At 65.4% G+C, this 22,104-nt stretch carries 18 protein-coding genes; 8 read left to right on the top strand and 10 right to left on the bottom strand.

What is annotated here, in order from left to right; genetic code table 11:
- The first annotated feature begins 48 nt into the window (after positions 1-48).
- Positions 49-816 carry a DUF502 domain-containing protein gene (locus tag ATO11_RS13510; RefSeq protein ID WP_050531439.1) on the top strand — a complete coding sequence of 256 codons (768 nt, stop codon included), beginning with the start codon at positions 49-51 and terminating at the stop codon, positions 814-816.
- On the opposite strand, the gene ATO11_RS13515 is transcribed toward ATO11_RS13510, so the two are convergent.
- From ATO11_RS13515 to ATO11_RS13525, 3 genes are all read right to left on the bottom strand, one after another.
- A complete protein-coding gene (locus ATO11_RS13515) occupies positions 813-1,862 on the bottom strand; it encodes a patatin-like phospholipase family protein (protein WP_050531440.1) in 1,050 nt (349 codons plus the stop codon). The genes ATO11_RS13510 and ATO11_RS13515 overlap by 4 nt on opposite strands.
- A 136-nt stretch (positions 1,863-1,998) precedes the next feature.
- A complete protein-coding gene (locus tag ATO11_RS13520; protein ID WP_050531441.1) occupies positions 1,999-2,772 on the bottom strand; it encodes a 3-hydroxybutyrate dehydrogenase in 774 nt (257 codons plus the stop codon).
- A 90-nt stretch (positions 2,773-2,862) separates the two neighbouring features.
- Positions 2,863-4,917: a calcium-binding protein gene (locus ATO11_RS13525; RefSeq protein WP_134643120.1), complete on the bottom strand. Its 2,055-nt coding sequence runs from the start codon at positions 4,915-4,917 to the stop codon at positions 2,863-2,865.
- A gap of 280 nt (positions 4,918-5,197) precedes the next feature.
- Here ATO11_RS13525 and ATO11_RS13530 point away from each other — a divergent pair, with 280 nt between their 5' ends.
- The 4 genes from ATO11_RS13530 (at position 5,198) to ATO11_RS13540 (ending at position 8,492) form a co-directional block, all read left to right on the top strand.
- A complete protein-coding gene (locus tag ATO11_RS13530; protein WP_050531443.1) occupies positions 5,198-7,024 on the top strand; it encodes an extracellular solute-binding protein in 1,827 nt (608 codons plus the stop codon).
- 137 nt (positions 7,025-7,161) lie between these two features.
- Entirely contained in the window at positions 7,162-7,278 is a 117-nt protein-coding gene (locus ATO11_RS21680) for a lipoprotein (RefSeq protein ID WP_110553698.1), read from the top strand.
- A gap of 57 nt (positions 7,279-7,335) precedes the next feature.
- Complete coding sequence (locus ATO11_RS13535; RefSeq protein ID WP_050531444.1) at positions 7,336-7,812, top strand: arsenate reductase ArsC; 477 nt, start codon at positions 7,336-7,338, stop codon at positions 7,810-7,812.
- The gene (locus tag ATO11_RS13540) at positions 7,809-8,492 is read left to right on the top strand and encodes an aquaporin (RefSeq protein WP_050531445.1); all 684 of its coding nucleotides are present in this window, start codon (positions 7,809-7,811) and stop codon (positions 8,490-8,492) included. The genes ATO11_RS13535 and ATO11_RS13540 overlap by 4 nt, the downstream gene beginning before the upstream one ends.
- Before the next feature lie 41 nt (positions 8,493-8,533).
- Here the strand turns inward: ATO11_RS13540 and ATO11_RS13545 are convergent, their stop codons facing one another.
- On the bottom strand, positions 8,534-9,157 hold the full coding sequence (locus tag ATO11_RS13545; protein ID WP_050531645.1) for a helix-turn-helix domain-containing protein: 624 nt from the start codon (positions 9,155-9,157) through the stop codon (positions 8,534-8,536).
- A 69-nt stretch (positions 9,158-9,226) separates the two neighbouring features.
- On the opposite strand from ATO11_RS13545, the gene ATO11_RS13550 reads away from it, so the two are divergent.
- Both ATO11_RS13550 and ATO11_RS13555 read left to right on the top strand, forming a co-directional pair.
- A complete protein-coding gene (locus tag ATO11_RS13550) occupies positions 9,227-10,726 on the top strand; it encodes a class I adenylate-forming enzyme family protein (protein ID WP_050531446.1) in 1,500 nt (499 codons plus the stop codon).
- A complete protein-coding gene (locus tag ATO11_RS13555) occupies positions 10,723-11,379 on the top strand; it encodes a DsbA family oxidoreductase (protein ID WP_050531447.1) in 657 nt (218 codons plus the stop codon). Before ATO11_RS13550 ends, ATO11_RS13555 begins: the two co-directional genes overlap by 4 nt.
- A gap of 68 nt (positions 11,380-11,447) precedes the next feature.
- On the opposite strand, the gene ATO11_RS13560 is transcribed toward ATO11_RS13555, so the two are convergent.
- Positions 11,448-12,662, bottom strand: a complete 1,215-nt coding sequence (locus ATO11_RS13560) for an NADP-dependent isocitrate dehydrogenase (protein ID WP_050531448.1) — start codon at positions 12,660-12,662, stop codon at positions 11,448-11,450.
- An 86-nt stretch (positions 12,663-12,748) separates the two neighbouring features.
- On the bottom strand, positions 12,749-13,990 hold the full coding sequence (locus ATO11_RS13565) for an MFS transporter (RefSeq protein WP_242601422.1): 1,242 nt from the start codon (positions 13,988-13,990) through the stop codon (positions 12,749-12,751).
- Between the two features lie 454 nt (positions 13,991-14,444).
- Between ATO11_RS13565 and ATO11_RS13570 the strand changes: the two genes are divergently transcribed.
- On the top strand, positions 14,445-15,341 hold the full coding sequence (locus ATO11_RS13570; RefSeq protein ID WP_050531647.1) for a mechanosensitive ion channel family protein: 897 nt from the start codon (positions 14,445-14,447) through the stop codon (positions 15,339-15,341).
- Between the two features lie 257 nt (positions 15,342-15,598).
- Here the strand turns inward: ATO11_RS13570 and ATO11_RS13575 are convergent, their stop codons facing one another.
- The 4 genes from ATO11_RS13575 to ATO11_RS13590 form a co-directional block, all read right to left on the bottom strand.
- The gene (locus ATO11_RS13575) at positions 15,599-15,805 is read right to left on the bottom strand and encodes a hypothetical protein (RefSeq protein ID WP_165586976.1); all 207 of its coding nucleotides are present in this window, start codon (positions 15,803-15,805) and stop codon (positions 15,599-15,601) included.
- Complete coding sequence (locus ATO11_RS13580; RefSeq protein WP_050531450.1) at positions 15,805-19,461, bottom strand: vitamin B12-dependent ribonucleotide reductase; 3,657 nt, start codon at positions 19,459-19,461, stop codon at positions 15,805-15,807. Before ATO11_RS13580 ends, ATO11_RS13575 begins: the two co-directional genes overlap by 1 nt.
- A gap of 501 nt (positions 19,462-19,962) precedes the next feature.
- Positions 19,963-20,910, bottom strand: a complete 948-nt coding sequence (locus tag ATO11_RS13585) for a glycosyltransferase (RefSeq protein ID WP_050531451.1) — start codon at positions 20,908-20,910, stop codon at positions 19,963-19,965.
- Positions 20,900-22,027, bottom strand: coding sequence for a DegT/DnrJ/EryC1/StrS family aminotransferase (locus tag ATO11_RS13590; protein ID WP_165586977.1), 1,128 nt, complete (start codon positions 22,025-22,027; stop codon positions 20,900-20,902). Before ATO11_RS13590 ends, ATO11_RS13585 begins: the two co-directional genes overlap by 11 nt.
- Positions 22,028-22,104 lie beyond the last annotated feature (77 nt).

Below are 22,104 nucleotides of genomic sequence, written 5' to 3' on the forward strand. Positions count from 1 at the left end.
CAACCGCGAAACGCCTTACCTCAAGGCAACTCTGAGTTTTCGCGGCCCATGAATACGCCCTTCGACGACCCGCCCCCACGCCCGCGCCGCCCCGGCCTTCTTGCGCGCCTGCGCACCTCGTTCCTGACGGGGATCGTGGTCATCGCGCCGGTCGGCCTGACGGTGTGGCTTATCTGGACGGTGATCGGCTGGGTCGACGGCGTCGTGCTCCCCTTCGTGCCAGAGGCCTCGCAACCCGAGAACCTCGTCAACCAGCTGATCGGCAACCCCCGCTTCGTCACGACGGAGACCGGGCAAAAGGTCCCCAACCCCGACTGGATCACGGTGAACATCCGGGGCGTCGGCGTGGTTGTCGCGCTTTTCTTCACCATCTTCGTCGGCTGGATCGCCCGCGGCGTGATCGGCCGCTCGCTCATCCGCTGGGCGGAATCGCTGGTCGAAAGCGTGCCCGTGGTGCGCTCTATCTATTCCGGCGTGAAGCAGATCGCCGAAACCGTCTTTGCCCAGACGGACCGGTCGTTCGAGAAGGCCTGCCTCATCCAGTATCCCCGCGAAGGCATCTGGGCGATCGGCTTCATCTCGACCCAGGCCAAGGGCGAGGTCGCGCGCCGCGGCGGGCGCGGCACCGACATGCTGTCGATCTTCGTGCCCACCACCCCCAACCCGACCTCGGGCTTCCTGCTGTTCTTCCCGCGCGAGGACGTGATCGAACTCGACATGTCGATCGAGGATGCGGCCAAGCTGGTGATCTCGGCAGGCCTCGTCTATCCCGGCGACCTGCCCCCGAAAACCGAGAAAAAGCGCGCCGACGCCTAGCCGAACATCTCGGCCAGGTCCTGCGTCTGGCGCGTGTTCAGATCGTCCCAATGCGCCTCGATGAACCGCTCAGCCGCCGCGCGGCCCGCCTCGCGCAGCGTTTCGAGCACCTTGGGCACCGGAATGATCTTGGTCGCCACGCTCAACCGCGTCATCAGCCCGTCGTCGGCGATCATGTGAATACGCGGCGCCTTCATCTGGTCCGCCCCGATCCGCCCCTCCCCGATCAGCCGTTGCACGAAATTGATCGCCCGCAATTCGCGCAGAAGCGACGAGTTGAAACTGATCTCGTTCAGGCGGTTCTGGATGTCCTGCGGCCTGCGCGGCACCTCGTCCCGGTGCAGCGGGTTGATGTTGATGACGACGATATCCTTGGGCAGATGCGCGGCGAACAGCGGAAACAGCGCCGGGTTGCCGGTATATCCCCCGTCCCAGAACGCCTCCTGCCGGCCCGTCGCCGGATCCGTGAATTCCACCGCCTGGAACAGCGTCGGCAAACAGCCCGAGGCCAGGATCGCCTCCGTCGTGATCTCCTCGCGCGTGAAAACCCGGATCTTGCCGGTCCGCACGTTGGTCGCGCTAATGAACAGGTCCGGGTCACCATGGCTGCACACGTTGCCGTAATCGAACGTCTCCACCACCCGCCGCAGGGGATGGGAATAGAACGGACCATAGGCATAAGGACTGACAGCGCGGCTTACCGCCTCGGTCCAGTTATAGACCGGCGACGCTTCCAGCGCTTTCGAGATCGCACCGACATCGCCCAGCCCACTCGCCATCCAGCCACCGGCCCAGCCCGGCAGGCCCAGGTCCGGCATCGCCCCGATCCGCGCCCACAACTCATTGAGCGCCGCGCGCGCCTCCTCCGCACCACCCCGGTCCAGCCCCGCCTTAAGCGCCGCCCCGTTCATCGCCCCGGCAGAGGTGCCCGAAATGCCCGCGATATCAAGCTCCGGCTCCTCCAGCAGACGATCCAGAACACCCCAGGTGAACGCGCCATGCGCACCGCCACCCTGCAAGGCCAGATTGATGCGCTTCCGGGCCATGCGGCACCTCCACCCGATCTTCTTCTCTTTTCAAATATGTCCGCCGGAGGCTCCCGCCCCCAGCCACCCAAACACCCGCCGGATCATGCGCGGCCCACCCAGGCGAGGCCGCCCATCAGGGCGGATGAGCGCGCGGTCAAAGCGCCGTCCAGCCGCCATCAACGCTGATCGTCGTGCCGGTGACCTGGGCCGCCGCGTCCGAACACAGGAACACGCAGGTCCCGCCCATCTGCTCGACGGTGGCGAACTGTTTCGACGGTTGCCGCGTCAGCATCACCTCGCGGATCACCGTCTCGCGGTCCATCCCGTATTCCTTCATCGTGTCGGGGATCTGGGCCTCGACCAGCGGCGTCAGCACGTATCCCGGACAGATCGCGTTCGCCGTGATCGGCTCCTCCGCCGTCTCCAGCGCGGTGGTCTTAGTCAGCCCGACGATCCCGTGCTTGGCCGCGATATAGGCGGACTTGTAGGGCGAGGCCGTCAGCCCGTGGGCCGAGGCGATGTTGACCACCCGCCCCCACCCCGCCGCCCGCATCTTCGGCAGTGCGGCGGCGGTGGTGTGGAAGGCCGAGGTCAGGTTGATCGCGATGATCGCGTCCCACTTCTCGACCGGGAACTCGGGGATCGGCGCGACATGCTGGATACCCGCATTGTTGACAAGGATGTCGCAGGCACCCGCCTTCTCGATCAGCGCCCGCGCGTCGTCGCCCTTCGACATGTCGGCCTGGATGTACCGCGCGGTCACACCGGTCTCTTCGGCGATCGTCTCGGCGATCGCGTGATCCTCGTCCCGATCGGTGAACGAGTTCAGCACCACGTCCGCACCGGCCCGCGCCAGCTCCCACGCGATCCCCAGCCCGATTCCCGAATTCGATCCGGTGATCACGGCTGTCTTTCCCTTCAGGGCCATCTGCGCCTCCCTTCATGCTGCGTTGCCGCAAAGGTAGGCGCTGCACGCGCAAAGGGAAAGCCCGGACGGACCGTCCGGGCCTGTCACCCGTCAGAAGAAGATGACGTCGGCGCTGTCGAACTGCCCTGCCATGTTCAAAAGCGTGATGGTGCCCTGGGTGCCGAAATCCAGCACGACGTGCGCCCCCCTTGTGGTGATATCCAGCGATGCGAAATCCGCCGCAAGGTCCGTCGAGATGCGCAGCCGGTCGGGGCCATTCTCGAAATCGGTGATCACGTCGTCGCCGAACCCGGTCAGGACGATCAAACCCTCGCCGCCAGCGCCGCCGGGCGCCGACAGCGCCGCTTCCTCGCGATAGATGAACTGATCGATGCCCGGCCCGCCAAAGAGCGTGTCGTCGCCGCGCTGCCCCCAGAGGCGGTCGTTTCCGTCATCGCCGAAGATCTGGTCGTCTCCGCCCGAACCGAAAATCGTATCGGACCCGGTGCCGCCATGCATCTCGGTCCCGACATTCATCCCTGTCCCCTGCGGGCCCGCGTCGTTGATCGCCTCGTTGTCTCCCTGGATGAAATCATTCCCGGCGCCGCCGAACACGGTCGAGTTGCCCGCCCCGGTGATGACCCGGTCGTTGCCGCCGCCGCCGTGAATCTCGTCACTGCCGCCGCGGCCGCGTATGATGTCGCTCGACGTGCCGCCATCGATCAGGTCGGCCTCGGAGCTGCCGAGCAGAACGTCGCTGCCGGCACCACCGAAGATTTGCGAGGACCCCTGCGCGGTGACGAAATCATTGCCGTTTCCGCCCCGCAGGATCTGATTGCCTTCGCGGAAACCGTCGCCGGGACTGGACGTCCCGCCGAAGATCAGGTCGTTGCCATCGCCGCCGTTGATCTGGTCGGACCCGGCCCCGCCATAGACGGTGTCGTTGCCGGTGCTGCCGTCGAATACGTCGCTGCCGCCGTACAGGCGCGACAAGACCGGCCCGGTTGGCGCCACGTAATCATCGAACCGCGATCCGACATCACCGAACAGCCGTACCTGGCCATTTTCGCGTCCGAAGCCGATGAGTCCGTCGGCGTATTCATGGATGAACACGCCCGCGCTGAACGCGCCCATGTCGGGCGACTCGATTGGGCCCGTCACAAGTGCGCCGTTCCCCGAGTAAACACTATAGAGCAGCGCATCGTCGGCAGCACCGGTCGAGGCCATCACGTCTTCGCGGGCAAAGCCGATGGCAAATCCGCCACTCTCCAGCGGCGTGACGTCGTGGTTGCCGGAGATGGCCCGGTCGGCGCCCTCATGCACCGCGCGCCGTGGCCCGACGAGGCCACCCGAGTGGTCCAGCACCTGGAAGAATACGCCGCCGGCGCTGGTATCGGTCCAAACCACCACGAAATTGCCGTTCGCAAGCGCGACCAGTTCCGGGTCTGCCGGCGTGTGCGAACCTGCCGAGATCAGTTGCGGCGCGACGACGGTGTTGCCTTGACTGTCGATGATCCTGACCTGAACCCACAGGTTCGACCCGTTGTCGAAAAGGGAGGCAAGGGCGATATTGCCATTCGGCAGATCGCTCGCCGACGGGTTCGTCTCGTCGATACCGGCTGAATTCGTGATGTTCACGCCGGACTGCAGTTCCTGCCCGAACAGATTGTAACGGGTCAGCATCAGGTCGTATCCGTTCGTCCCGTCGGGCTGTGCATAGATGACGGCTGTGCTGCGGTCATCGAGGGTTTCGACATCCACGCCCATCGCCTCGCCGCCCAGATCGATGAGTCCGCTCATCCGTTGCGCTCCGACGGAATCGACGACTCGTACCCGGATCGAGTTGAAGGTCGTCGAGCCGACCGCCGAGTGATAGGCGACCGCATACCCGCTGAGCGGCGAGGCATCGATATCCACGTCGAAGAATGGCGGCGTGTTCACCGAGCCCCCGAACGAGATGTCGGAATATTCACGGATCAAATCGCCGCGCTCGCTGATCTGGTCGACATCAAAGGTGGTGTTCAATGGATCGAGCAACAATGTGGAACCATCTGCCGCTCGGACGGCTTCCAGGCCGCCCAGGAACGATGTTGTTAAGAACGTCGTCGTTTCTATTCCCCTTGCAAATCTACTGGTCAATCGAATGCGCCCGCCGAAAATCTGCACCCCGTTGAGGGGCGCGCCGGGCGTCGGGGAAAGATATTATGGGCGAAACGCACACCGACAAAGAAAAAACCGTCGTGGGCATCTGGCCAAAAAAAAAACGCCGGCACGAAGCCGGCGTTAAGTTATTGAGGCAGGTTTCATACAGGCAAGAAACCTATCGAGCAGTGCCCTTTGTATAAGCGAGGCCGCGCCGCAGGCCAAGCTAAAAGTTTGATAAGACGTAAAGACACCGGTACGGTTCGGCTCAACAAAACAAGGGCAAAGGGAGATTGTACCCGATATGGCATCAGATTTTTTCCAACGTGGACGGGCAAATATCGGGGCGGCGCTGGTCGCGGCGGCGCTTGCTCTCAGCGCAAATGTGGCAATTTCTGGGCCGAAACATGGCATAGCTATGTATGGGGACCCTGCCCTCCCACCGGATTTTGTGTCGCTGCCTTATGCCAACCCGGCTGCGCCCACCGGCGGCAAGATCGTCACCGGCGAGGTCGGCAGCTTCGACAGCCTCAACCCGCACATCCAGAAAGGACGTGTGCCCTGGCAGCTACGGTTCATCGCGTATGAAAGCCTGATGGGCCGGTCATGGGACGAACCCTTCACGCTGTACGGCCTTCTCGCCGAATCAATCGAGACCGACGAAGACCGCAGCTGGGCCGAGTTCACGCTCCGCCCCGAGGCGCGCTTTTCGGACGGCTCCCCGGTGACGGTCGAAGACGTGATGTGGTCCTACGAGACGCTCGGCACGATCGGGCACGGGCGCTACCACGGGCTGTGGAAGAACATCGCCTCGATGGAACAGACGGGCGAGCGCAGCGTGAAATTCACCTTCGCGGAACCCAACCGCGAGCTGGCGCTGATCGTCGGCATGCGCCCGATCCTGAAAAAGGCGCAATGGGACGAGGTGGAGTTCGACCGTTCGGGGCTCGACGTGATCCCGATCTCGTCGGCACCTTACGTGATCGACGATTTCCAGGCCGGGCGCTTCGTGTCGCTGAAACGCAATCCCGATTACTGGGGCGCAGACATCCCCTTCCGGCGCGGCACCAACGTGCTGGACGAGATCCGGCTGGAATTCTTCGGCGACGGCACCGCCCAGTTCGAGGCCTTCAAGGCCGGTGAGCTGAATTCCAACCGCGAGTTCAACGCCGAGAAGTGGGCCACGCAATACGATTTCCCGTCGGTCGAACGGGGCGATGTCGTCAAGTCTCTGATCCCCAACCGGCGGCCTTCAGGCATGACCGGGTTCGTGATGAACACCCGCAAGCCGCTCTTTTCGGACTGGCGCGTGCGCGACGCGATGCTGCACGCCTTCAACTTCGAATACATCAACGACACCATCACCGGCGGCCGGCAGTCGCGGATCGGATCCTACTTCTCCAATTCCTACCTGGGGATGGAGGACGGCGCGGCCTCGGGCCGGGTGGCCGAGATGCTGGCGCCCTTTGCCGACACGCTCCTGCCCGGCGCACTTGACGGCTATGCCCTGCCCGTGTCGGACGGCAGCGAACGCAACCGCGCGGGCCTGCGCGCGGCCATCGCCCAGATGGAAGCCGCCGGGTACACCCTGCAGGACGGCGTGATGACCGGCCCCGATGGCCCCGTCTCCTTTGAAATCCTCTTGCGGCAGGGCTCGACCGAGGAACGCGCCATCGCCAACATCTTCGTGCAGGCGCTGGACCGCATGGGTATCACCGCCACCATCGAGGTGGTCGAAAGCGCGCAATACAAGGAACGCACCACCGCCTTCGATTTCGACATGACGTGGTACCGGTTCGGCCTGTCTCTCAGCCCCGGCAACGAACAGCGGCGCTATTTCGGCAGCGAGAACGCGGCGGTCGAAGGCCAGCGCAACTGGGCGGGGGTCGAGGATCCGGCGGTCGATGCGATGATCGACACGATGCTGAACTCCACCAGCCGCGAGGATTTCATCGCCGCCGTGCGCGCCATGGACCGCGCGCTGATGGCCGGGCGCTATTTCCTGCCGACCTATGTCTTCACCGAAGGCCGGATCGCGCATGACAAGCGGCTGAAATACCCCACGACCTTCCCGATCTACGGCGACTGGATCGGCTGGCAGCCGGATGTCTGGTGGTGGGAAGAAGGCTGATCTCCGCCCATACAGGCGTTGTGGATAAGTAACACGAGGCCACTGGAACAGGACCGGCCCGTTGCGCATCGGCGCGGCGGGCCTTTATCTGGCGTCAGAGCCGCCGAAAAAGAGCGGCCCACGCATGAGGCAACACGATGCAACGCACACTTCTGGCTTTGGCCGCTGTCGCGCTCCTTTCGGGATGCGCCACCGTCAACGGGATCGGAGAGGACATCTCGGCCGGCGCAACACGCGTCGCCGGCTGGTTCTGACACTCCCGTCCCGGCCCTCGTCATAAAAGGTTTACAAACCTGCCCTACCCGGCAGGCATGAATATCCTTGTGCTGTGCACCGGCAATTCGGCCCGGTCGATCCTTCTTGAATCCATCTTCAACGACGCGGCACCGGGCCGGGTGACGGCGTGGTCGGCGGGCTCGCAGCCCACGGGCAAGGTGCACCCGCACTCCCTGCGGCTGCTGTCGCGGCTGGGGCACGACGTCACGCGCGCACGGTCGAAAAGCTGGGATGAATTCGCCGGGCCGGACGCGCCCGCGATGGATATCGTCATCACGGTCTGCGGATCGGCGGCGGGCGAAACCTGCCCTGTCTGGCCCGGAGCGCCCGTGCGCGCCCATTGGGGCGTCGAAGACCCGGCAGCGGCGGCCGAAGCCGACTGGGACGCGGCCTTTGGCGAGGCCTACCGGATCCTGAGCCCGCGCGCCCACGCCCTTCTGGCGGAGCCGTTCGAAGAGATGTCCCCGGCGGACCTGAAAACCACGCTCGACAGGATCGGAGCGCTCGCATGATGCAGAAACTCGCGGCCGAAGGGCTCGGCACGGCGCTGCTGCTGATCGGCGTCGTGGGATCGGGCATCATGGGAGAGACGCTGGCGGGCGGCAACACCGCCATCGCGCTTCTGGCCAATGCCATCGCCACGGGTTGCATGTTGTATGTCATCATCACCGTGCTTGGCCCCGTTTCGGGCGCGCATTTCAACCCCGCCGTCACGCTTGCATTCCTGCTGCGGCGCGAGATCGCGCCTGGCCTCGCCTTCGGCTATGTCGCGATGCAGATTGTCGGAGGAATATTGGGGGTTTGGGCGACACACCTCATGTTCGACCTGAACATCCTCCAGACCTCCACCACCGCCCACCGGACCGGCATCGCGCAATGGTGGGCCGAGCTTGTGGCGACCTTTGGCCTGTTGTTCGTGATCTTCGGCGGGCTGCGGTCGCGGCCCGACGCGGTGCCGACGCTGGTGGCGCTGTATATCACCGGGGCCTACTGGTTTACCGCCTCGACATCCTTCGCCAACCCGGCGGTCACCATCGCGCGGTCCTTCACCGACACGTTCGCGGGCATCCTGCCCGCCCATGCGCCGATGTTCATCGTGATGCAGATCGCGGGCGTGGGGGTCGCGGCGCTGGTCCTGCCGCGCCTTTTTGCCATTCCAACGCCGGACGAGATCAGGCGCGACCAGAACTGACCCGGCGCGGCCTCAACGCCCAGCCGCCGCGTACCGGGGGATCACCCCAGCGAGGTCACCCACAGCACGGTCGCGTCATCCTCGCTGACCGACACCACGTTATGGCCCATCGCCGCGTCGTAATAGGCGCTGTCGCCCCGGCGCAGCTCGGCCGGTTCGTAGAACTCGGTATAAAGCCGCACGACACCGGTCAGCACGAACAGGAATTCCTCGCCATCGTGGCGCACCCAGCCGTCGAATTCGCCCGGATCACGGGCGCGGATTCGGGTGTGATAGGGCAGCATCTTCTTCTGGGTCAGGCCCTCGGCCAGAAGCTTGTGTTCGTAGGTCGTGGTCAGGAAATCGACGCCTTCGTCGGCCCGCGTCTGCACCAGCCGCCCGGTGATCCGGTCGTCCTGCGGCGGCGTGAAAAGCTGCGGCACGCTGATCGCCAACCCCTCGGCCAGCTTCTTCAGCGCGTCGTAGGTGGGCGACATGTTCCCGTTCTCGATCTTCGACAGGGTCGACCGGGCAAGGCCCGCCGCCTGTGCCGCCTGTTCCAGCGTCCAGTTCCGCTCCTTGCGCAACTGGCGCACGCGCGCGCCCAGGTCGAGCGGTTCGGCATGCAGTTCCGACTGGCCGCTGGCCCGCGCGATGCGGATGATTTCTGGTTGACTGTCGCTCATGGCCATTCCGGGTATAGGAGCCGCCTCTGCCCCTTGCAACCGCCCTGAGCCGCCTCTACCCCGTTGACCATGTTGTCCGATCACCACGAAGGCGCGCCGCCGGCGATCCCGTCCGCGTTCAATCTTGCCGCGCATGTGCTGGCGGGCGGGGCCGCAAGCGACCTCGCATTCGACCTGATCGGGGGCGAGGCGCGGCTGACCTATGCCGACCTGCGCGCCGCCGTCGGGGGTGCCACACTTGCGCTGGCGTCACGGGTGCCGCCGGGGGGGCGTGTCCTCATGCGGCTGGGCAACAGCCTCAACTTTCCGCTGTGCTATCTCGCGGCGATCAGCGCCGACCTCGTGCCGGTCGTCACCTCGGCACAATTGACCGCGCCCGAGGTGGCCGACCTCGCCGCGCAGGTGCGCCCGGCCCTTGCCGTGCAGGACCCCGACCTGCCCGCCGCGCCGGACGTGCCGCAGGTCACCGCCGCCGAATTCCGCGCGTTCTGCCATGGGCCCGCGCAGGCTCCGGTCCAAGGCGATCCCGACCGGCCCGCCTATATCGTGTTCACCTCGGGCACGTCGGGCCGTCCGCGCGGCGTGGTGCATGCCCACCGCGCGATCCTTGCCCGGCAGATGATGATCCGCGACTGGTACGGGTTGCTGCCGCGGGACCGGTTGCTGCATGCCGGGGCCTTCAACTGGACTTACACGCTGGGCACCGGCCTGATGGACCCGTGGAGCATCGGGGCAACCGCGCTCACGCTGGCGCCGGGGACCGATTTTGCCACGCTGCCGGACCTCTTGCGCGCCCACGACATCAGCATCTTCGCCGCCGCGCCGGGCGTCTACCGCCGCCTGCTGCGCGGGTCGGGCCGGATCGACGCGCCTGCCCTGCGCCACGGCCTCGCGGCCGGGGAGAAGCTGCCCGATACCCTGCGCGCCCGCTGGCGCGTGGCCACGGGGACCGACATCCACGAGGCGTTCGGGATGAGCGAGTGTTCGACCTTCATCTCGGGCGCGCCCGACCGTCCCGCCGCGCCCGGTGCGCTGGGGCGGCCACAGCGCGGGCGGCGCGTGGCGCTTCTGGGGGATGGCACCGCCCCCGTGCCGCGCGGCGAGGAGGGCGAGATCGCCGTGCACCGCTCCGATCCCGGCCTGATGCTGGGCTACCTCGATGCGCCGGACGACACCCGCGCGCGGATGCGGGGCGACTGGTTCCTGACCGGGGACCGGGGCGAGATGGATGCCGACGGGCAGATCACCTACCTTGGCCGCGCCGACGACATGATGAACGCGGGCGGTTTCCGCGTCTCGCCCATCGAGGTCGAAACCGCCATGGCCCGCCACCCCGCCATCACCGATTGCGCGGCGGTCGAATGCCGGGTCGGGGCCGAGACCAGCATCATCGCACTTGCCTATACCGGCGAGGCCGTGCCCGAGGCCGACCTGGCCGCGTTTGCAGAAGCCCGCCTCGCCCGGTACAAGTGCCCGCGCAATTTCACCCGCGTCGCGTCCCTGCCGCGCGGGGCCAACAACAAGCTTCTGCGCCGCCGCGTCCGCGCCCAACTGGAAGGCTCTTCATGACCCAGCTTGTCCGTCTCGACATCCTGTCGGACCCGATCTGCCCGTGGTGCTACATCGGCAAGACCCATCTTGACCGCGCGTTAGCCGAAGCCGCCGCCCCGGTGTTCGAGATCCAGTGGCATCCCTTCCAGCTGAACCCCGACATGCCACCCGAGGGCATGGACCGCCGCGCCTACCTCGAGGCGAAGTTCGGCGGCAAGGAGCGCGCGGTAGAAGTCTATGGCCAGATCGCCGAAGCGGCCGAGGATGCCGGGCTGATGCTGAACCTCGGCGCGATCGAACGCACGCCCAACACGCTCGATGCGCACCGGCTGATCCACTGGTCGGGGCTGGAGGGCAAGCAGGGCGAAATCGTCGCCGCGCTGTTCCGCGCCTATTTCGAGGAAGGCCGCGACATCGGCGACCGCGAAGTGCTGGCCGACATCGCCGATGGCGTCGGCATGGATGCGGCGGTGGTGCTGAAACTGCTGGCGTCCGATACCGATATCGACGACATCCGCGCCCGCGACGCCAAGGGGCGCGAGATGGGCGTGACCGGTGTGCCGTGCTTCATCGTCGGCGGCCAGCACGCGGTGCCGGGCGCGCAGCCGCCCGACCTGTGGGCCAAGGTGATCGAGGAGATCCGCGCCAACACCCCCGCCCCCGCCGCCTGACCCCGGAACGAAACAACCCGGCCACGATGGGCCGGGTTGCGAAGTCTTTGCGCCAAGGGGCCGGGTGATCAGCCTGCCAGCGCCTTGTTGAGGTTCTCTTCGATCTTCTCGAGGAAGCCCATCGTCGTCAGCCAGGATTGGTCCGGGCCGACCAGCAGCGCGAGGTCCTTGGTCATGTGACCGGATTCCACGGTGTCGACGATGACCTTTTCCAGCGTCGTGGCAAAGTTCATCAGCGGCTCGTTCCCGTCGAGTTTCGCGCGGTGCTTCAGGCCACCCGTCCAGGCATAGATCGACGCGATCGAGTTGGTCGACGTCTCTTCACCCTTCTGGTGCTGGCGGTAGTGGCGGGTCACGGTGCCGTGCGCGGCCTCTGCCTCGACGATCTTCCCGTCGGGCGTCATCAGTTGCGAGGTCATCAGGCCAAGCGAGCCAAAGCCCTGCGCCACGGTGTCGGACTGCACGTCGCCGTCATAGTTCTTGCAGGCCCAGACGAAGCCGCCGTTCCACTTCATGGCGCAGGCGACCATGTCGTCGATCAGGCGGTGTTCATAGGTGATGCCCTTGGCCTTGAACTGCTCTTCGAACTCTTCCTCGTACACCTTCTGGAACAGTTCGAGGAACCGGCCGTCATATTGCTTGAGGATGGTGTTCTTGGTCGACATGTAGACCGGCCAGCCAAGGTTCAGGCCATAGTTCAGCGAGGCGCGCGCGAAATCGATGATCGAGTTGTCGAGGTTGTACATCGACATGAACACGCCCGACGACGGCGCCTTGAAGACCTCGTGCTCGACGACCTCGCCATCCTCGCCGACGAATTTCATCGACAGCGTGCCGGGGCCGGGGAATTTCATGTCGGTCGCGCGGTACTGGTCGCCAAAGGCGTGGCGGCCGATCACGATGGGTTGCGTCCAGCCGGGAACAAGGCGCGGCACGTTCTTGCAGATGATCGGCGCGCGGAACACCACGCCGCCCAGGATGTTGCGGATCGTGCCGTTGGGCGAACGCCACATCTTCTTGAGGCCGAACTCCTCGACCCGCGCCTCGTCCGGCGTGATCGTGGCGCATTTGACGGCGACGCCCACTTCCTTGGTTTTCTCGGCGGCGTCGATGGTGATCTGGTCCTCGGTCGCGTCGCGCGACTCGATGCCCAGGTCGTAGTACAGAAGGTCCACATCCAGGTAAGGCAGGATCAGCTTGTCCTTGATGAACTGCCAGATGATGCGGGTCATCTCGTCGCCGTCCATCTCGACGATGGGGTTCTCTACCTTGATCTTGGTCATGGGATGCTCCGGTTTTACTGATTTGGCCGCCTGATAGCGCAAGCTCGCATGGGTGAAAAGGGGCGATGTATACCTGTGTATACTGTTTAGCCACTTTCCGGCGCCAGCCGCCGCATCAGCCACAGCCCCGCAACGGCGAAGATCAGCACGCCCAGGGCCAGCGTCAGCGGTGTGCCGTCGAAAAACAGTGCAACGGGTGCCGCCATAAGCGAGGACACGACCGTCGCGATGGATGCCATGACCGAGGTCGCAACCCCCGCGATATGGCCCAGCGGCTCCATCGCGATGGCGTTGACGTTGCCGATGGTCAGCGCCGCCTGGAAGAACAGGGACGTCAGCCACACGATCGACAGCGCAAAGAAGACCGGCCCGGTCATCCCGGCGGCCAGCATGACCAGCACGCCGCCGCTGATGAAGATCTGCACACCCAGCATCGTCTTGACCAGCCGCTGCATGCCCAGCCTTTCGACCAGCAGCGCGTTCAGGAACGAACCCGACCCCGCCACCACCGCGATGGCGAAGAACCACACCGCGAAGCTGTCGGCACGCCCGAATGACTGGTCGAAGATCAGCTGGATCGTGGCCACGGTCGCGAAGATGGTGGCGAAACAGAAGCACTGCACCATGATCGAGATGCGCACCGTCTGGTTGCGCCACATCTCCAACCCGGCCGCCCAAAGCAACGTGACGCGCATGGGGCGACGATGGGCAGGGTTCAGCGTTTCCGGCAGGCGCACCATGGTCCAGATGGTGGTGATGGCGGAAAAGAGCACGAAGGCAAGAAAGATCGCCCGCCAGTCGACCGCCCAGATGATCGCCGTGCCGATCAGGGGCGCGACCGCCGGGAACAGGGTGAAGACGATCATGCAGAAGGACAGGATCTTGGCCATGCCCCGCCCCGCGTAAAGGTCGCGCACCACCGCGATCGCCACGACCCGCGGCCCGGCGGCGGCCATGCCTTGCGCGAACCGCGCCGCCAGCATCACTTCCAGCGATTGCGCCCGCCACGCGATCAGCGAGGCCAGCACGTACAGCACCCCGCTCCACAGGATCACCGGCTTGCGCCCCCACGCATCCGACATCGGCCCGGTGAACAGCGTGCCGACGCCGGTCCCGACAAAGAAGGTCAGCACGATCAGCGGCGCCATGTGCGCCCGGTCCGGCCCGATCTCTGCCGCGATCTCGGGCAAGGCGGGCAGCATCGCGTCGGTGGAAAAGGCGATGGTCGCGAACGTCATGCCCATCAGGGCGATGAATTCGATCCGCGACATGCCCCCGCTGTCGGGGGTGGCCGATCCGGGCGGCGGGGAGGCGGAGGCGCGATCCATCTCCCGCACCCTACCCGATCGGCGAGGGGCCACAAGGCAGGGCCGGCGAATCGAAACCCCGCCCCATTTCCAGACCAACGGGACACGCAACGCGGACAATCGAAAGACGCGATCCGCCATTGTTGCACGCTCCACCGCCAGTTCCGCCACATTTCGGCCGGATTGGGTCCAAATCGCGGAAATCCTTGCCCGATTTCTGCCTCTTTTCGTAACGTCCCGGCAGCTCAGGAGGACGTCATATGCTCGTCTTGGTTCTTTTCGTTGCCGTGGTGGCACTCGACCTGGTGGTGTTCAAAACATTCGGGTCGGACGACCTGTAAAACCCAGGTCCAAAGGTGGCGACGCCCTCTCACGTGTCGCTGCCTTCCCCAGGAAGGGGGTCCGGGAACCGGGCTCCCTTTTTTCTTGGCCACGCGGCCTTGGAACGATGACGGCGATGCGTCGTTTCCCCTGCATGGAACTGTTATCGAACGCCTGGACGGCGCTGCCCGCCCCCACCCGCAATGCGGTCGAGGATTACGTGTCCGGCTTCTGGACACTCCTGCCCAAGCTGGCGATCGCGGCGCTGTTCCTGCTGCTCGTCTGGGCGGCGATCCGGGTGGCGCGCTGGATCCTGCCGCGCGTTCTGCGCCGCGCACGGATGCGCACCGCGCTGGTCGAGGTGATCGTGATGATCCTGACCACGGCGGCATGGCTGTTCGCGATCCTCGTCGCCCTCACCATCCTGTTCCCGTCGGTCACGCCCGCCAAGGCGATCACCGCGCTCGGGCTGGGGTCGGTCGCCATCGGCTTCGCGTTCAAGGACGTGTTCGAGAACTTCCTCGCCGGGATCCTGCTGCTCTTGCGCGAACCCTTCGCCAAGGGCGATTTCGTCGAATGCGAAGGCATCGATGGCGAGGTCGAGACGATCACCATCCGCGACACCCATGTGCGCCAGACCGACGGGCAACTGGTCGTGGCGCCCAATGCCATGTTCTTCAAGAACCCGGTCACGGTGCGCACGGCGATGGACCTCCGGCGGACCACCATCATCTGCGGCGTCGCCTACGGCGAGGACGTGGACGCCGCACGGACCGTGATAGAAGACGCCGTGAAAGGCGTCGACGACGTGCGTGACGACGTGCGCGACGTGGAAATCTTCGCCCAGGAATTCGCCGACAGTTCGATCAATTTCGAGGTCACGTGGTGGACCGGGTCGCGCCCCATCGACATCCGCCGGTCACGCGATCTCGTGGTCGCCGCCGTCAAGCGCGCGCTGGACGAGGCCGGGATCGAAATCCCCTTCCCCTACCGCACGCTCACCTTCAACGAACCGCTGCCCCTGCGCGGCGCACCCGCCGATCCCGAATGAAAAAAAGGAGGCCACGAGGGCCTCCTTCTAGTTTCGCCGTTCAGGCTCATTTGGTACACCGCTCGGTTATTCTCGCCTGCGGCCTGAACGTCATCCGGGGTGAGCGCACCCACCCGGTACCCTTGTGACCTCTCGCGGCCGCCCATCAGGGCGGACAAGAGGCCTGTCTCGTCGCCGGGCCCGGTGCTGCTGGAACCGGGCCCGGCTGCGCTTGAAGTCGTAGGGACGCTCCCCCCAAACAGCCCCAAGCGGTCCGGTCAATCGCGGTGCAGCACGGCGCGGGCCAGCTGCACCCAATCCATCTCCTTCGTCTCGTCGCACCGCACGAAGCGGCCCAGGAACCCTTGCACCCGCGCGGCCATCACGTCCGCGCCCGTGTCGGTGGCGAGGATCCGTGCCAGGCTTTGCCGTTCCGCTGTCGTCAGCGGCACCGCATCGCCCAGACGGGTCCACGCCGCCTGCATCAGCTGCACCCGCTCGTGGCGCCGCAGGTGTTGCACTTCATGCAGGTGCCGTTGCGCACCAGCGTGTAGTTGCCGCAATCGCCGCACGGGTCACCTTCGTACCCCTGCATCTTGGCCTTGGTGCGCGCATCCATGCCCGTGGCCGTGGCGATCGCCCCGGTCGAGGTCGAGGTTTCCGGCACGATGGTCTGCAACGTGGCGACGGGATCGCCTCCGCCCGCTTCCATCGCCACGGCCTGCCCCTGCCCGCCTTGCAGCACCACCAGTTCCTGCGGTGCCCGGCCGCGCAGGTACCCAGACGAGGCCACCTGCTTCAGCACTTCCAGCGGATCGGACGCCTTGGTGCCCGCCAGTTCGCGGATGTTCGACACGCCCTCTTCCTCGCCACGGCCCAGCTCGTCGAAATGGGTGCCGTCGGGCTGGACGTGCGCCAGGTCGGTTCGGTCGAGGTACGACACGGCCAGTTCGCGGAAGATGTAGTCGAGGATCGAGGTCGCGTTCTTGATCGTCTCGTTGCCCTGCACCATTCCCGCCGGTTCGAACCGGGTGAAGGTGAAGGCGTCCACGAATTCCTCCAGCGGCACACCGTATTGCAGGCCGACCGACACCGCGATGGCGAAGTTGTTCATCATCGCCCGGAACCCGGCACCTTCCTTGTGCATGTCGATGAAGATCTCGCCCAGCTGGCCGTCTTCGTACTCGCCCGTCCGCAAATAGACCTTGTGCCCGCCCACGATCGCCTTCTGGGTATAACCCCGGCGGCGTTCCGGCATCTTGTCGCGGTTGCGCTTGATGACTTCCTTGACGACCACCTTCTCGACGATCTTCTCGGCGATGACCTGCGCCTTCTCCATCGTGCCGCCGGTTTCGAGGATTTCGGCGGCTTCGTCGTCGTCCTCCACCAGCGCGGCCGCCAGCGGCTGCGACAGTTTCGATCCGTCACGGTAGAGCGCGTTGGCCTTCACCCCCAGCTTGTGGCTGAGCTCGTACGCCGCCTGGCAATCCGCGATGGTCGCGTCGTTCGGCATGTTGATCGTTTTCGAGATCGCGCCCGAGATGAACGATTGCGCCGCGGCCATCATGGTGATGTGGCTGTTGACCGACAGGAACCGCTTGCCCTTCTTGCCGCACGGGTTGGCGCAGTCGAAGATCGGCAGGTGCTCTTCCTTCAGGTGCGGAGCCCCTTCCAGCGTCATGGTCCCGCAGACATGGTCGTTCGCCGCCTCGATATCCTGCCGCGAGAAGCCCAGGTGCTTGAGCAGGTCAAAGGTCGGGTCATTCAGCGTTGCAGCCGGGATGCCCAGCGTGCCGGTGCAGAACTCCTCGCCCAGCGTCCACTGGTTGAACACGAACCGGATGTCGAAGGCCGAGGCGAGCGCCTGTTCCACCTTGTCCAGTTCCGCCTGCCCGAACCCGTGGCCAACCAGCGCGGTGTGGTTGATCCCCGGCGCATTGCCGAGCGACCCGTGACCCACGGCATAGCTGACGATCTCTTCGATCTGCGCGCTGCCATAGCCCAGCTTTTCCAGCGCCGTCGGGACCGAGCGGTTGATGATCTTGAAGTAGCCGCCACCGGCCAGCTTCTTGAACTTCACCAGCGCGAAGTCCGGCTCGATCCCCGTCGTGTCACAATCCATGACGAGGCCAATGGTGCCGGTGGGCGCGATCACGCTGGTTTGCGCGTTGCGGTAACCGTGCGCCTCGCCCAGCTTCAGCGCCTCGTCCCACGCGCCGGTGGCGAGCTTCACGAGGTCCTTGTCGGGGCAGTTCGCGTGGTCGAGCGGGACGGGTTTCACCGCCAGCTTCTCGTACCCCTCGGTTGCGCCGTAGGCCGCGTTGCGGTGGTTGCGGATGACCTTGAGCATGTGCGCCTTGTTGCGCTCGTAGCCCGAGAAGGCGCCGAGTTCGCCGGCGATTTCTGCCGAGGTGGCGTAGGCCACGCCGGTCATGATTGCCGTCAGCGCACCACAGAGCGCCCGGCCCTCGTCACTGTCATACGAGTAGCCCATGTTCATCAGCAGCCCGCCGATATTGGCATACCCAAGGCCCAGCGTGCGGAAATCGTAGCTGAGTTGCGCGATTTCCTTCGACGGGAACTGCGCCATCATCACCGAGATTTCCAGCGTCAGCGTCCAGAGCCGCGTGGCGTGCATGTAATCCTCGGCCTGGAACTTGCCGTCCTTCAGGAAGGTCAGCAGGTTCATCGAGGCGAGGTTGCACGCCGTGTCGTCGAGGAACATGTATTCCGAGCACGGGTTCGAACCGCGGATTTCGCCATCTTCGGGGCAGGTGTGCCATGCGTTCACGGTGTCGTGGTACTGGATGCCCGGATCGGCGCAGGCCCATGCGGCGTGGCCGATGTCTTCCCAAAGCGCACGCGCCTTGATCGTCTTGGCCACCTTGCCGTCGGTGCGGCGGATCAGTTCCCAGTCACCATCGGTCTCAACCGCCTTCAAGAAGGCATCCGTGACGCGGACCGAGTTGTTCGAGTTCTGGCCCGAGACGGAGGCATAGGCCTCGCTGTCCCAATCGGTGTCATAGGTCGGAAACTCGATCGAGGCATATCCCTGCCGCGCATAATCCAGCACGCGCTTGATGTATGTCTCGGGGATCGCGTTGCGCTTGGCCGCTTTAACAGCGTCCTTCAAGCTGTTGTTCTTGCTGGTATCCGTGGCGTCTGTCGCATCTCCGTCCCAGCTGCGGATCGCGGCAAAGATGGCGTTGAGCTTTTGCTCGTGCATCTTCGAACCGGCGACGATGGACGCAACCTTCTGCTCTTCGCGGACCTTCCAGTTGATGAAGTCCTCGATATCGGGGTGATCCGCGTCGCAGATCACCATCTTCGCGGCGCGGCGCGTGGTGCCGCCCGACTTGATGGCGCCCGCGGCGCGGTCCCCGATCTTGAGGAAGCCCATCAGGCCCGACGAACGTCCGCCGCCCGACAGGGCCTCCCCTTCGGCACGGAGGCTGGAGAAGTTCGTGCCCGTGCCTGAACCGTATTTGAACAGGCGCGCCTCGCGCACCCACAGGTCCATGATGCCGCCATCGTTCACCAGGTCATCCGAGACCGACTGGATGAAGCAGGCATGCGGCTGCGGATGCTCGTAGGAGGATTTCGACTTGGTCAGCTTGCCGGTCTTGTAATCGACATAGTGGTGGCCCTGCGCCGGCCCGTCGATGCCGTAGGCCCAGTGCAGGCCGGTGTTGAACCATTGCGGCGAGTTCGGCGCGGCGCGCTGGGTCGCCAGCATGTGGCGCATCTCATCGTAATAGGCGCGCGCGTCTTCCTCGGTCGTGAAATAGCCGCCCTTCCAGCCCCAGTAGGCCCATGCGCCTGCAAGCCGGTCGAACACCTGCTTGGCCGAGGTTTCGCCCGTCTTTTCAGTACCTTCCTCGGCCGGGACAGACCGCCACAGGAATTCGGGCACGCCCTTTTCCTTGACCTTTTTCAGCGCGACCGGAACGCCTGCCTTGCGGAAGTATTTCTGCGCGATCACGTCGGACGCGACCTGGCTCCAGCTTTGCGGCACCTCGACATCGTCAAGTTTGAACACGATGGTCCCGTCGGGGTTGCGAATTTCAGACGACGTGCGCGTGAACTCGATGGCGGCGTAAGCGTCCTGCCCGGCGGTCGTGAATGTCCGTTCGATCTTCATGGCTGCCTCTCAACCTTCCCTATCATGCGGAGCTTGACGTCTGTGCGTCCTGCGCCCCTTTTCATCCCCACAACCAGGTTCCAACCGTCGGCAAAACACCTGCCACCGGGCCAGATGCGCCTGGCCGGACTACATGGTCGGGATCCTGTCTTTCAAACCGGCCTGCCACAATATTTAGTGTTCGTTGAACCGGCCCACGCAAGGTGACGTATCGGCGCCCAGACGGTCAACGAAAATCTCGACAAATTTCCGACAAAAATTGCTTGCAATGCTCTGTTGCGGACGCACCAAGAATTGCCCACCGATTCATACCCAGCGCCGCGAGCCGTATTTTTCCAGTAAAAGAGGCGATTTGCGCCGCGTCCTTCGCATTTGCTCACAACTTGGCAGGCGGTCAGTCGCGCGGTCGAAAAGTCGCTCAAACACAACATCTAGCGGTGGAAACCGGCGCACGACCACACGGGGTAGTGTGTCATCCAGCCGCAGATTGCGCAGAATCGGTCACAGGCGACCCATCAGCGCGGCCAGCCCAAGCACCACAAGATCGACCCGTCCCTGCCGGTAGAGATCCAGGTCGCGGAAGGCGCGCAGGCGTTCAGGCGCCGGTTTCGAGCGCAGGTCCATGAACGCCTCCAGCACCGCGCGATGTCCGGGCGTCAGCCGATGCGCCGAGGCGTGAAGCGCCCGCCCGTTGCGCGCGGTCCAGTCGCCCATCTCCCCACCCAGAACCTGCCGCACCCGCAACAGCGTCGCGCCCAGCCCCTTGTTCGTCCCGAACAGGTTGCCGCCGTGCTGGCGGTACAGCAGCGTCGGCGTCTCGTCCCGCACCACCCGCGCGCCTGCGCCCGCAAACAGCTGGTAGAGCCACCAGTCATGCGTGACCGGCCCGCCCGCTGCCAGCGCCTCCTGCGCGGCGTCGCGGGCCAGTTGCCACCCCGCGCGGTTCATCAGCATCGTGTTGCCGCCCGCGATCGACTGCACCAGCGCGTTCCGGAAACCGGGCGGCCGGGTAAACAGCGGCGAGCGGCGCTGGCCCGAAAGGTCCGCCTCCACGATCCACGTGGCGCTGCCGTAAAGCGCCGGACCCGTCACACCGCGCAGCGCCTTGATACCGTGCGACAGCCGGTCGGACAGCCAGACATCGTCCTGATCGCTGAGCGCCACCCAGTCCGGATCGCCCTCGACCCCCGCAAGCATCGTCAGGAAGTTCGCCGCCGGTCCCTGCCCCGGTCCGTCGATCAGCCGCACGTCGTGGTGGGGATGCGCCGCCGCGAAGGCGCGCACCATGTCCGGCCCCGCGTCCCGCGACCCGTCATCGCCCACGGTCAGGTCCCACACGTCGTGATCCTGCGCGGCAAAGCTCTGCAACTGGTCGTCGAGAAATTGCGCGCCGTCATAAAGCGCCATCAGGATGCGCACGCGCCCGGTATCGGCCCCGTCAGCCGTCAAAGCTCAGAAGCCCGTCACAGACCTGCGCGATCTGCGCCTCGGTCAGGTCGGCATAGATCGGCAGGGAAAGGCAGCCCTCCGCGAACCGCTCCGCCCCCGGCAGGTCCCAGCGGCGATCGCCCCATGCCTCCATCTGCCAAAGCGGCGGGTAATGCACCGAGCATTGCACGCCATGGTTCTTCAGATGCTCCATCAGCGCCGCGCGCGGCGTGTCGCGCAGGACGAAAAGGTGCTGGTTGCCCCTCTCGGACCCGTCAAGCGTGTGCATCCCGGCCTGCGCCAGCACCTCGCGGTAGCGGCCTGCGATCCCGGCAAGGCGCGCGAGCGTGGTGTCGAGCCGGCCCAGTTGCGACAGCCCGACCGCGCCCTGGATGTTGGTGGGGTTGCACTTGTGGCCCATGATCGGCAGCGCATAGGCCCAGTCGGTTTTCAGGGACCGGTACCTGTCCCCCACCGGCTTGTTGACCCCGTGCAGCCGGGCAGAGCGGCACCACGCGGCGAGGTCGGCATCGTCGGTTAGGATCATCCCGCCCTCGGTCGCGTTCACCACCTTGGTCGGGTAGAACGACCAGATGGAGGCGAGCGTCGACAGGCTGCCCACCGCGCGCCCGTCGGCATAGCTCGCACCCGTCGCGTGGGCGCAATCCTCGATCACCACGTGCCCGTGCTCTTCGGCAAAGCGGATGAGCCGGTCCATCCCGTCAAGCGGGATGCCGCCGTACCCAAGCGGCGCAAGGATGGTGGGCGCGGTGCCTGCCGCTTCGATCAGGGCATCGACGGGCGTGGATCCGGTGGCCGGGTCGGTATCGGCGAAGGTCACATCAAACCCGGCATGCGCCGCCTGGAAGGACGGGCCTGCAAAGGTCATCGCCGGGAACACCGCGCGCGCGCCTTCGTCCCAGCCACCCGGACCCCGCAGGTAGCGCAGGACCAGCATGTGCCCGTTGGTGCAGGAGTTCACCATCACCGCATGCGCCCGCCCGTGCCGCGCGGCAAAGGCCTCTTCGAACGCCGCGACATGGGTACCCATGGTGGTGAACCGCGTGTCCATCACCGCGACCGCCGCGTCGCGGTCGGCATCGGTGAAATGCGGCAGGTGGAAGGGCACGGTGGACATGCCCGATACCTGCCCGGTCAGCGGCCCGCACGCAAGCCGGTCGTGCCTTGCGCGCCTCATCGGTCGATTTTCGGGGG

The organism is Pseudaestuariivita atlantica (assembly GCF_001205715.1).
Classification (GTDB): Bacteria; Pseudomonadota; Alphaproteobacteria; order Rhodobacterales; family Rhodobacteraceae; genus Pseudaestuariivita; species Pseudaestuariivita atlantica.